Here is a 12,348-nt window from a genome sequence, read left to right on the forward strand (position 1 = left end):
ATGATGCTCACCGACAACGATCGCATCGCGCAGGTGACCTGCGCGCTCGGCACGAACGCGCTCGTGCTCTATCGCATGCGCGGACGCGAGGAACTGGGGCGCCTCGCGCAATGGGATCTCGAACTGCTCGCCGATCGCTCGAATCTCGACATCGCGAAGATGCTCGGCAGCGACTTCTCGCTGTCGCTCGCGATTCCGTCGGGCGGCACGCGCGAGTACAACGGCATCGTCACGGCGTTCGAACTGGCGCGGCCCGCGAGCACGCAGCCCAACCGCCCGGCGCTGTATCGCGCGACGGTGCGCCCGCGCCTGTGGCTGCTCACGCGTGCATCGCATTGCCGCTTCTTTCACCGGATGACCGTGCCCGCGATCATCGGCCGCGTGCTCGCGGACTATCACATCGACTTCGAGAACAAGTGCTCGGCGAGCTATCCGAGCCTCGAACATTGCGCGCAGTACCGCGAGACGGATTTCGATTTCGTGAGCCGGCTCGCCGAGCGCGAAGGCATTTACTACTACGTCGAGCATCGGGGCGGCAAGCATCGGCTCATTCTCACGGATTCGTCGCAGGTGCATGGCGCGACGCCGCATTGCAATGCGCTTCCTTTTCGCGCGCAGACCGCCGCGCCCCACGAGCACGAGTGGGTCTACGCATGGTCCACGGGCGGCGAAGTGGCGACGGGCATCGTCGAGATCAACGATTACGACTTCGAGAAGCCGTCGCAATCGGCGCAGCAAGGTCTCGTCGCGCGTGCGCATCGCGTGAAGCGCTTCGATGAGCCCGTCTACGCAATGCAGGAGCACGCGCCCGGCTACACGCGCCACGAAGACGCCGAGCGTCTCGCGCGCGCGCGCGTCGAGGCGCATCAGGCGGGCAATGTCTGCGTGAGCGCGCGCACCACCGCGCGCGCCGTCTGGCCCGGCGGCATCGTGCATCTGAGCGATCATCCGCTCGCGCAGCACAACGGCGAGTATCTCGTCGTTTCCGCCGAGTATGAAATCAATTCGGATGACTATATTTCCACTTTCGATGCACGCGACCGTCCGCCCGTTTTCGATTGCGCCTTCACGGCGTTGCCGCGCGACGCCGGATTTCGCGCCGCGCGCAGCACGCCGCGCGCGTGCGTCGCGGGGCCGCAGACAGCGGTTGTCGTCGGACCGAAGGGCGAAGAGATTCATACCGACAGATACGGCCGCATCAAGGTGCAGTTTCATTGGGAGCAACACGAACCGGAGGCGTCGCGCGAGTCGCTGCAGCGCTGCTGGGTGCGCGTCGCGCAGCCCTGGGCCGGCAAGGGCTACGGCGCGTTCTTCCTGCCGCGCATCGGACAGGAAGTGCTGGTGCATTTCATCGAAGGCGATCCGGATCAGCCGCTCGTGATCGGCAGCGTCTACAACGCCGCGCAGACGACACCTTACGAACTGCCCGCGAAAATGGCCCGCACCACGCTCAGGAGCAATTCGACGAAAGGCGGCAACGGCTTCAACGAAATGCGCTTCGACGATACGAAGGATGCCGAGCAACTGTTCTTTCACGCCGAGCGCGATCTGGAAACCTGGGTGAAGCACGACGCGCTCACGCGCATCGGTAACGAGCGCCATGTAATCGTCGAGCAGGACGATTACGCGCGCTGCGGCGGAAATCGCAGCGAGGAGGTGCAGGGCGCCCAGCGCACGCGGGTCGGCGGCAAATTTTCCCTCGATATCGGCGGCGATACGCATCACAAAAGCGGGGCGAATATTTCGGTGGGGGCGGGTGTTAACGTCGATGTGAAGGGCGGGGCGAACGTCACCATCGAGGCCGGCGTGACGCTCACGCTCAAGGCGGGCGGCAACACCATCGTGCTCGGACCGTCCGGCATCGCGATCAGCGCGGCCGGGCCGGTGTCGATCGACGGCGTGGTCGTGCAGATCAATTGCGGCGGTGGAGGCGGTGGGGCGGGCGCGGCGAACGCGTCGCCCGATGCGCCCGCCGCGCCCCGCCAGGCCGACGACGGCACCAGATGAACGGACAGGAAGGAGACTCCATGTATCTCACGCTCACGGTGGAGAGCTATCAGGGCAGCGCGCCCGATGCGCCGCTTGCGTGCCGCTTCGGCGCGGCGGGCGGCACGATCGGGCGCGGCCCCGGCAACGTGCTGATGCTGCCGGATGCGGCGAAGACCGTGTCGCGCGTGCATGCGCGGATCGACTGGAGCGAGGACGGCTGGCGGCTCGCCGATCTCGGCAGCAATCCGAGCCGGGTCAACGGCCGGCCGCTCGCAGGCGGCCAGCCCGCGCCGCTCGGCGATGGCGACGTGCTGGAGATCGGCGGCTACCGGCTCGGCGTGCGCACGATGGCGCGCGCACCCGCCGCGGCTTTCGACGCGCCGCTCGGCGTGCACGACCGTCGCGGCTTCGATCCGCTGGACGCGGCGAGCGTGCACGAAGCGGGCGCGGCGCAGGCGTTCGCGCACGATCCGCTCGCCTGCGCGGCGGTGCTGGCGGATTCGCCGCTGCCGGGCCCGCGCTTCGATCCGCTCGGCGGTGAAGAGGAAATGCCTCATCGGCTCGACGGCCATGCGGCGTTCGCCGGATCGCAGAGCGATCACGTGCCGCCCGAGCAGGTCGCCTACGTGCCGCCCGTGCGCACGATCACACATGCGCCGGCGGGCGGCATTCCGCACGACTACGATCCGCTCGGCGACATCGCGCTTGCGCCTTGCACGAGCGCCCCGGAGTTGCCGATTCACACGACGGTCGCGGCGAACGACGCCATCGCCGAATCGGCCTACGCGGCGCTGCTCGACGGCATGGGCGTCGATGCCGCCGCGCTCGGCACACGCGATGCCGCCGAGGTCGCGCGGCTCGCGGGCGCGATGCTGCGCACGGCTGTGCGAGGCGTGGTGGACGTGCTGCTGTCGCGCTCGGTGATGAAGCGCGAAATCAGCCTCGACACGACGATGCTGGTCCAGCGCGACAACAACCCGCTCAAGTTCTTCCCCGACGGCGACGGCGCGCTCGGGCAGATGCTGCGTGGCGCGAGCGCCGGCTATCTGCCCGCGCAGACCGCGCTCGAAAGCGCCTTCGACGATATCCGCCGTCACGAACTCGCGGTCCTCGCGGGCACGCGGGCGGCCATGCAGCATCTGCTCGGCCGCTTCGATCCTCAGGCGATCGCCGCTGCCGACACCCGACGCGGCTGGTTCGACTGGCTGCCCGCGTGCCGCAAGGCGCGTCAGTGGGAGCGTCTGGTGGCGCTGCATGCCGAACTGACGCGCGCAAGCGCCGACGACCTCCAGGCGCTGTCCGGCAGCGCTTTCAACGACGCATACGAGCGGCAGGCGAACGGTTTCGCCGATGCGAAGCCGCTCGCTCCTTCCATCCTTCATTGAATCCAAGCGCGAGGCGACGATGTCCAGGAACAACAAGGTGATCTGGTCCGAAGGCATGCTGCTTCAGCCGCAGCATTTGCAACAGCACGACCGCTATGTGCGCGCGCAGATCGACGCGCGCTGCGCCGCCTTGCGGCCCTATGCGTTCGGCTTCTCGGAACTGGAGATCGATGTCGAGCAACTGAAACTCGGCCGCATCGCGCTGAACGCGTGCGCGGGCGTGCTGCCCGATGGCAGTCCGTTCCGGCTTCCCGCCGACGATGAACTCCCGCTGCCGCTCGCCGTGCCCGAGGACGCGCGCGATCTGACGGTCGTGCTCGCGCTGCCCATTGCGCGTCACGGCGCGCCCGAAGCGGCGTACGCGGCGCAGGCCGGTCACGATGGCTTCGCGCGCCACCGCATCGCGGAAACGGAAGTGCTCGACAGCAACGAGGGCGCGACCGGCGCCGCGCTCGTGCAGGTCGGCAAGCTGCAACTGCGCCTCGCGTTCGAGGAGGACGTGGCGCACGCGCATACGTCGCTCGGGATCGCGCGCATCGTCGAGCGTCGCGCGGACAACAGCATCGTGCTCGATGCCGCCTACGCGCCGCCGTGCCTCGACTATCGCGTGTCGCGCCGGCTGTGCGGATTCGTCGACGAACTCACGGGCCTCATGCATCAGCGCGCCGATGCGCTCGCCGCGCGCCTCGCCCAGCCCGCCGCGACCGGTGCGGCGGAGATCGCCGATTTTCTGCTGCTGCAAGTGCTCAACCGGGCCGAGCCGTTGTTCGCGGGGATTGCGTCGACGACCGGTCTGCATCCGCACGACCTGCATCAGCACGCCTTGCAACTGGCGGGCGAGCTCGCCACCTTCAGCCAGTCCGGCAAGCGTCCGGGCGCGTTCCCGGGTTATCGCCACGAACGGCTCGACGAGACCTTCACGCCGATCGTCAACGCGCTGCGCGCCGCGCTCGCCGCCGTGATGGACCCGCATGCCGTGCCGATCGCGCTGGAGGAGCGCAAGTACGGTCTGCGCGTGGCGATCGTGCCGGACCGCGAGCTGTTCCGCTCGGCGAGCTTCGTGCTCGCGGTGAAGGCCGATCTCGCGCCCGCCGCGTTGCTCAACGGCTTTCCGCAGCAGGCCAAGCTCGGACCGGTCGAGCGCATCCGCGATCTCGTCAATCTGCAATTGCCGGGCATCGCGCTGCGTGCGCTGCCGGTCGCGCCGCGCCAGTTGCCGTTCCACGCCGGCTTCACCTATTTCGAGCTGGAACGCGGCGGCGATCTGTGGCGGCAGTTCGCGACCTCGGCGGGCGTGGCGCTGCACGTCGCGGGGGATTTTCCCGGTATCGAGTTCGAGTTCTGGGCGATCCGCCCTTGAATCCCCCGCTTCATTCGACGAAGGAACGCATCGTGAATGCACCCGCTTTGCCGCAAGCCGGCTTCGACCCGGACGACACCATTCTGATTCCGCAGCCGGGCGGACGCGTCGCAGCGCATGCGCGCACGGAAGACGCACCGCGCGCCCCGGCGCTGCCCGCCGCGAGCGGCCTGAACCCGCTCGTGCGCGCGGCGAATCCGCTGATCGAACTGGCGTTGCCGCTGCGTCAACGGGCCGCGATGACCGATATCGAAGCGCTGCGAGGCGAACTCGTGCGCATGGTGCGCGCCTTCGAGCACGAGGCCCGCGCAAGCCGCATCGATACCGAAAAGCTCGCGGCTGCGCGCTATTGCCTGTGCACCTGCATCGACGAGGCGATCTCGGGCACGCCGTGGGGCAGCGGCGTCTGGGCGAGCCGCAGCCTGCTCGTGACCTTTCACAACGAGGCGTCGGGCGGCGAGCGCTTCTTTCTGATCCTGCAGCGGCTCGCGCAGGACCCGGCGCGCAACATCGACGTGCTGGAGCTTCTGTACGTGATTCTGTCGCTCGGTTTCGAAGGACGCTATCGCCTGATCGACGGCGGACGCAGCCAGCTCGACTCCGTGCGCGAGCGGCTCGAACGCATCATCCGCGACCAGCGCGGCGCGTTCGAAACCGAACTGTCGGTGCACTGGCGGCCCGCCGAGCGCGCGCGCCGGCCGCTCGGCCAGCGCATGCCGCCGTGGGTCTGCGCAGCACTCGCGGGCGTCGTGGTGGTGGCGACGCACATCGCGCTCGCGATGAGCCTGAATCGCACGTCCGACCCCGTGTTCGAAGCGCTCGATCGCATTCGCGTGAGCGAGCGGCCCGCAGCACCCGCGAGCGTGATTGCGCCCGCCGCGATGCCCGCCGCCGCCGCGAATCTCGCGGCCTTCCTCGCGCCCGAGATTCGCGAAGGCCTGGTGTCGGTGCGCCAGGCGGCAGACCGCTCGATCGTCACGATCAACGGCGACAACCTGTTCGCCTCCGGCAGCGCGACGCTCGACCCCGCCTACGACACGCTGATCGGACGCATCGCGCAGGCGCTCGCGGGCGTACCCGGCAAGGTCGTCGTGACGGGCCATACCGACGATCAGCGGCTCGTGTCGGCGCGCTTCCCGTCGAACTGGCATCTGTCGCAGGCCCGCGCCGATAGCGTGCGCGCGATGCTCGCGTCGCTCACCGGCACGCCCGCGCGCTTTTCGGCCGAAGGGCGCGGCGACGCCGAACCGCTCGCGTCGAACGACACGCCCGCGGGCCGCGCAAAAAACCGCCGCGTGGAGATCACGCTGCTCGCGCCCGGCGCGTCGTCGTGACGCGTCCGGGACACAGATCAGCATGGAGACATCGATGAAAAAGATCGCAGGAACGCTCAGGACGCCGCAATGGCTCACGCTCGCGGGCGTGCTCGCGTTGCTCGTCGTCGTGTGGTTCGAAGGGCCGCTTTTCGCTTTCGATGGCCACGCGCCGCTCGAGACGCCGCGCAGCCGCTGGATCGCGATGGCCGCGCTCGTCGCCGTGTGGGGGCTCGTCTGGGGCGCGCGCCTCGTCGCCGCGCGGCTCGTCAATCTGCGTTTCATGAGCGGCGTGGCGGGGCGGGGACAGGCGGCAGCGGCCGGCAGCGCGGAGCTCGCGGTGCTGCGCGAGCGCTTCGAGCAGGCGCTCGCGATCCTGCGGCAGGCGCGCATGAAAGGCGTCAACGGCCGTCAATGGGTCTACCAGTTGCCGTGGTACATGTTCATCGGCGCGCCGGGCACCGGCAAGAGCACGGCGCTCGCGCATTCCGGCCTGCGCTTTCCGCTGCGCGAGACGCTGGGCGAGGACGCGATCGGCGGCGTCGGCGGCACGCGTCACTGCGACTGGTGGTTCACCGACGACGCCGTGCTCGTCGACACGGCAGGCCGCTTCACGACGCAGGACAGCGACGCGCAGGCCGACGAATCCGCGTGGACGGGCTTCCTGCAACTGCTGCGCAAGTACCGGCCGCGGCGGCCGCTGAACGGCGTCATCGTCACGCTGTCGGCGGCGGATCTCGTGCGCGAGGACGACGCCGCCCGCGATGCGCATATCCGCACGATCCGCAGCCGTCTCACGGAGCTGAGCGAGCGGCTCGGCGTGCGCTTTCCGGTGTATGTCGTCGTGACGAAGTGCGATCTGCTCGCGGGCTTCACCGAGTTCTTCGACGATCTCGGCGAAGCGGAGCGCAACCAGGTCTGGGGCATCACCTTCGCGCTCGACGAATCGCCGGGAGCGAGCGCGGCGCTCGGCGCATTTCCCGCCGAATTCGATGCGCTCGGCACACGGCTGCAGACGCGCGTGCTGCATCGCATGCAGCGTGAGACGGACGTCGCGCGGCGCGCGCGCATCTATGGCTTCGCGCAGCAGTTCGCGGGGCTGCAGCCGGCGCTCGGCCGTTTTCTCGATGGCGCGTTTCGCGGCACGCGCTTCGAGGCGTCGCCGCTTTTGCGCGGGGTCTATTTCACGAGCGGCACGCAGCACGGTCGGCCGATCGACCGCGCGATCAGCAGCATCGCGCAATCGCTCGGCTTGCGTCGCGACGCCGCGTATAACCGCGATGCGTCGGGGCGCGCGTATTTCATCAACCGGATGCTCAAGGACGTGGTGATCGCGGAAGCCGGGCTCGTCGGTGCGAACGCTCGCTTCGAGCGCTGCAGCGCGTGGCTGCGGCGCGGCGCGCTCGCGCTGGTCGGCGTGACGCTGATCCTCGCGCTCGCGTGCATGGCCGTGAGCTATCAGCGCAATCGCGCCTATGTCGCGGAGTTCGAGCGCGCGACGCAGCATGTCGGGCAACTGGCGCGCGACGCGAACGCGGCCGCCGATCCGCTCGCGGTGCTGCCGCTCCTGGACGCGGCGCGCGCGCTGCCCGGCGGTTATGCGGACGCCGGCAAGCCGGTGCCGTGGCTCACGCGGCTCTGGCTCTATCAGGGCGACAAGCTCGGTCAGGAGGCGCGCGTGACGTACCGGCGACTGCTCGATCAGACCTTGCTGCCGCTCGCGGTCGGCAAACTGACGCAGGAATTGCACGATGGCGCAGCGGACAACGGTTCGGCATCCGAAGCATATCGATATGAAGCGCTGCGCGCCTATCTGATGCTCGGCGACGCCCGCCATTTCGACGCCGCCGCGCTGCGCGCGCATCTGGTTCCTGCGCTCGCGGGCGACGCGAGTCCAGCGCAGCGCAGCGCGCTCGACGCGCATCTCGCCGCGCTGTTCGACAAGACGCACTTCGATCCGTCGCTTCCGCTCGACGACGCGCTCATCAAGGCGGCGCGTGCGCGCCTGGCGGAGCTGCCGCTGTCGCAGCGCGTCGGCAACCGGGTGGACGGCGAACTCGCGCAGGGCAACATCGCCGCGTTCAGCGTGAGCGCCGCGGCCGGACCCAACGCGCCGCTGCTGCTGCGGCGCACGAGCGGCGCGCCGCTCACGGCGGGCGTCGCGGGCGCGTACACCCGCGCCGGCTACGCGCAATACACGCGCTTGCGCGACGCCGCGCTCGCCAATGTCGAGAAGGACGCGTGGGTGCTCGGCCGCGACGACGTCGCGCTCACGCAGGACGGCATCGCCGCGTTGCGCGCCGCACTCGACGAGCGTTACTTCGACGCGTATATCCACGCATGGGACGCACTGCTCGACGATGTAAGCGCTGCGCCCGTCACCGGTCTCGCCGATGGCGCGCGTGTCGCGAACGAGCTGTCCGCGCCCGACTCGCCGCTCCGGAAGTTCATCGTCGCGGCGGCGCGCGAGACGACGCTCGGCGCGAATTCGCCGACGCGCGTCGATGACCACTTCCAGCCGCTGCATCAGCTCGCGGGCAAGCCAGGCGACGCCACGGCGCTCGATCGCGCGCTCGCGCCGCTCAAGGACGCCGCCGTCTATCTCGATGCCGCCGACGCCGCGCGCAGAATGGGCCAGCCCGCGCCCGCCGGCGATGCGCTCGGCAAGCTGCGGCTCGCGAGCCAGACGAGCCCGGCGCCGCTCACGCCGGTCGCCGCGTCGATCGCAACGGCGGGCACGGCGCTCCTCGAAGGCGGCGAGCGCGCCCGGCTGGATGCGCAGTGGAACGCGAACGCCGGCCCGCTGTGCCGCCGCGCGCTCGATGGCCGCTATCCTTTCGTGCGCGCCTCGACCCGCGACGTCGCCGCCGACGATTTCAGCAAGCTGTTCGCGCCGGGCGGCCTCATCGACGATTTCTTCCAGAAGAACCTCGCCGCGCTGGTCGATACGAGCGGGCCGGTCTGGCAATGGCGCGCCGGCACGCCGCCGGCGGGCATGCCGCGCGACGCCCTCGCGCAATTCCAGCGCGCCGCGCAGATCCGCGATGCGTTCTTCCACGACGGCAGCCGCGACATGTCGATCCGCTTTCGCGTGAAGGCGCTTTCGTTCGATCCGGCGCTGACGCAACTCAATCTCGACATCGACGGGCAGCAGCTTGCGCTCAGACAGGATGGCCTTCAGTCGATGCTGCTGCAGTGGCCGAGCGGCAAGAACACGGGCCGCGCGAGCGCGCAGTTCGATCCGGCTTCGGCGACGCAAGCCGCGCCGCTCGACGCGAGCGGTCCGTGGGCGCTCCTGCATCTGATCGATGCGGGCAGGCTCGACGCCACCGCTCAACCCGACCGCTACAAGCTCACGCTCGATTCCGCCGGACGCAAGGCCGTGCTGGAACTGGACGCGACGAGCGTCGTCAATCCTTTCCGGCGCGCGCCGCTCGAACAGTTTCGCTGTCCGGAGCATCTGTGATGGCATCGCCGGGTGTCGCCGGATGCTTCGGCAAGCTGCGCGGCAACGGCGATTTCGTGACGCGGCGTCTGCCGCGAAGCTTTGTCGTTCCCTGGGATGCGATGTTGCAGGCGGGCCTGCTCGCGGGCCGCGCGGCGCGTGGGCGTGCGTGGCTCGATGCGTATCTGACCGCGCCGCTGTGGTGCTTCGCGCTCGGCGGCGGCGTGCTGGGTGCGGATGGCTGGGCGGGCGTGCTGATGCCGAGCATCGACAGCGCGGGCCGGCATTTTCCGTTGACGATCGCCGCGCCCGTCGAACCGGGCGCGTGGTCTATCTGGCGTCCGTATGCGCACGAGTGGTTTGCGCGTTGCGGCGTGCTCGCGCTCGCGACGCTCGACAAGGGCGCAAGTCTCGCGGATTTCGATGCCGGATTGCTGGCGCTATCGCCAGAATATGACGCGAACGACGTTTCGACGCCGTTACATGCGGGAGGCTGGGGAACGAGCGTCTGGTGGCACGCGCAAACGGCGCGCACGAGCGCGGGTCTGCCCGACGCCGCGTTCGTCGCGGCGTTATTCGATGACCGGGTTGGTTAGCAACCGTCGAAGCAGGCGATGACCGCCGTGATGTTGTCCTTGCCGCCCGCGTCGAGCGCGAGCGCGACCAGTTGCTCGCAGGCGTCGTCGATGGTTTGCGGCGTCATCGTCGCGAGGACCGTTTCGATCTCGCCATGCGGCACCTCGCCGTGCAGGCCGTCGCTGCACAGCAGATAGCGGTCGCCGGGCAGCCACGCATGCGTTTCCACGACGGGCGCGATCGACGGCAGCGGCCCGAGCGCCTGCAGCAGCACGTTGCGCGGCGGCAAATGTTCGATGACGCCGCGCTCCAGCGCCTGCTGATAGAGCGTCTGGTCGCGCGACAGTTGCGCGAGCGCGCCGTCGCGATAGCGATAGAGGCGGCTGTCGCCGATGTGCAGCGAGATCAGCCGCGCCGAGCCGGGCGGCTGCCAGATGCCGGTCAGCGTGGTGCCCATCGAGCGGTGCGCGAGACCTTCGCGCAGGTTCATCGCGTGAAGCGTCGCGTTGGCGTGGTCGAGCGCGTCGGCGGCGGCGCGCATCGCGCATGCCGAATCATCGTGCACGGTGGCGTCGGGATCGTCGGTGTGCACGATGCCAGCGTGAGCGCGACAGGTCGTATCGGCGGCGAGCCGTGTGGCGATGCAGTCGAGCGCAGTCGCGCTGGCGCGCGCGCCGCAGGCGTGGCCGCCCATGCCGTCCGCGACCGCGACGAGGTTCAGCGCCGGATCGATCAGAAAGCGGTCTTGATTTTCGCGGCGCACGCGGCCGGGGTCGGTGAGGCCGGCCGCCGTGCATGCGGCAAGGCGGACCGGCGCGCGGCGGATGAGCGTGTCGGGATTCATCGGTCGTGCTCCTTCGGATGCGTGTCGTGGTGAAGAGGCGCTACAGTCCGGCGTCGCGCTGGAAACGCGCGCGGTCGTGTTCATCGGAGATCGCCGCCGCGAGCCGTTCGTACAGCGCGCGCAGGCTGGCCGCACGAGCGGCCTCGCGTTTCGCGATGATGGTGGCGATCGGACCGAGATAAACGGCGAGCTTGAGCGCGGCGGCTCGCACCTCTTGCGCATCGAGCGATGAAGAAGGCGATGTCGCCCCTTGCGCCGTGCCCGTCCCCGACCCGTCCGCGAAGGCGGCGACGAACTGCGCGCGGCCGCGATCAGAAGGCACATGCGGCGCGAGCAGCGCGACGAGCGCAGGCAGATCCGGCGCATCCGCGATACGCGCCGCCGCACGCCGCACCAGCAGACGCGCGACCGGCCCGATCTGCGCGGCGAGTCGCGCCTCGACCGAGGCGAGCGTAGCGGCGGGCCACATCGTGAGCGAAGGCAACGACTCGCCGCGCCATGAGCCCGTGCCCGATGATGCGAGCGGAGCGGCTGGCGTCGGCGTGGGCGTCGGCGCTTCGAGAATCGTGCAGTCGTCCGGGGTCGCTGGCCTGCCGTCGGAGACATGCTGAAGCGCCTGCCGCAGCGCATCGGCCGTCTGAAAGCGCGCGGCGGGACGACGCGACAGCGCGCGCATCAGCACGTCATCGATTCCGGGCGGCAGCGCCGGGTTGCAGACGGACGGCAAGCGCGGCGTCTCGTGCATGACTTGCCGCATCACTTCCGCCTGCGATGCGCCCGCGAACGGCCGGCATCCGGTGAGCATCTGGTAGAGCACGATGGCGGCGGAGAAGAGGTCGGAGCGGCCATCGACGGGCTCTCCCGTGAACTGCTCCGGCGACATATAGCAAGGTGTGCCGATCATCGCGCCCGCCAGCGTCAGCGTCGATGATTCGACGTGCGCGACGCCGAAGTCCGCGACCTTCAGCCGTCCTTGCTCGCTGACGAGCAGGTTCGCGGGCTTGATGTCGCGATGCACGACGCCGTGATCGTGCGCGAAGCCGAGCGCGGCGAGCAGTTGCGCGACCCAGTCGAGCGCGGTCGCGAGTGCGAGCGGACGGCCCGCGTCGAGCAAGGGCTTCAGCGCGTGTCCGCTGACGAGTTCCATCGCGATATAGGCGGTGTCATCGGCTTCGCCATAGTCGTACACGCCGACGATGTTCGGATGCGCGAGCCGTCCGGCGGCCTGCGCCTCGCTGCGCAGGCGCGTCATCAGACTCGCGCGCTCGCCGGTTTCGAACAGTTCGCGGCGCACCGTCTTCAACGCGACATGCCGCTCGATGTGCGGATCGAAGGCGCGATAGACCACGCCCATCGCGCCCGCGCCCAGCACCGCGTCGATGCGGTACTTGCCCAGTTGCGCGATGCGCGGCGGGTCCATCGCGGCGGCTTTCACC

8 protein-coding genes are annotated in these 12,348 nt (G+C 69.6%); 6 read left to right on the forward strand and 2 right to left on the reverse strand.

The genetic code is table 11. From position 1 onward, the window contains the following. Genes ACEN42_RS37700 through tagF form a run of 6 tightly spaced genes read left to right on the forward strand, consistent with a single transcriptional unit; the run spans window position 1 to window position 10,088 of the window. Entirely contained in the window at window positions 1-2,007 is a 2,007-nt protein-coding gene (locus ACEN42_RS37700) for a type VI secretion system Vgr family protein (RefSeq protein ID WP_371882643.1), read from the forward strand. Between the two features lie 20 nt (window positions 2,008-2,027). Beyond that, a complete protein-coding gene (gene tagH, locus ACEN42_RS37705) occupies window positions 2,028-3,374 on the forward strand; it encodes a type VI secretion system-associated FHA domain protein TagH (RefSeq protein ID WP_371882644.1) in 1,347 nt (448 codons plus the stop codon). A 19-nt stretch (window positions 3,375-3,393) separates the two neighbouring features. After that, complete coding sequence (tssK, locus tag ACEN42_RS37710) at window positions 3,394-4,734, forward strand: type VI secretion system baseplate subunit TssK (protein ID WP_371882645.1); 1,341 nt, start codon at window positions 3,394-3,396, stop codon at window positions 4,732-4,734. Between the two features lie 32 nt (window positions 4,735-4,766). After that, window positions 4,767-6,068: a DotU family type VI secretion system protein gene (locus tag ACEN42_RS37715; protein ID WP_371882646.1), complete on the forward strand. Its 1,302-nt coding sequence runs from the start codon at window positions 4,767-4,769 to the stop codon at window positions 6,066-6,068. Window positions 6,069-6,102: 34 nt separating this feature from the next. Further along, window positions 6,103-9,513, forward strand: coding sequence for a type VI secretion system membrane subunit TssM (tssM, locus tag ACEN42_RS37720; protein WP_371882647.1), 3,411 nt, complete (start codon window positions 6,103-6,105; stop codon window positions 9,511-9,513). Next, complete coding sequence (gene tagF / locus ACEN42_RS37725) at window positions 9,513-10,088, forward strand: type VI secretion system-associated protein TagF (protein WP_371882648.1); 576 nt, start codon at window positions 9,513-9,515, stop codon at window positions 10,086-10,088. The genes tssM and tagF overlap by 1 nt, the downstream gene beginning before the upstream one ends. Here the strand turns inward: tagF and ACEN42_RS37730 are convergent. Together ACEN42_RS37730 and ACEN42_RS37735 are read right to left on the reverse strand one after the other, a co-directional pair. After that, window positions 10,085-10,912, reverse strand: a complete 828-nt coding sequence (locus ACEN42_RS37730) for a PP2C family serine/threonine-protein phosphatase (RefSeq protein ID WP_371882649.1) — start codon at window positions 10,910-10,912, stop codon at window positions 10,085-10,087. The genes tagF and ACEN42_RS37730 overlap by 4 nt on opposite strands. A 40-nt stretch (window positions 10,913-10,952) precedes the next feature. Next, on the reverse strand, window positions 10,953-12,347 hold the full coding sequence (locus ACEN42_RS37735; protein WP_371882650.1) for a serine/threonine-protein kinase: 1,395 nt from the start codon (window positions 12,345-12,347) through the stop codon (window positions 10,953-10,955). Window position 12,348 lies beyond the last annotated feature (1 nt).

It is taken from the genome of Caballeronia sp. S22, assembly GCF_964261745.1.
Taxonomy (GTDB): domain Bacteria; phylum Pseudomonadota; class Gammaproteobacteria; order Burkholderiales; family Burkholderiaceae; genus Caballeronia; species Caballeronia jiangsuensis.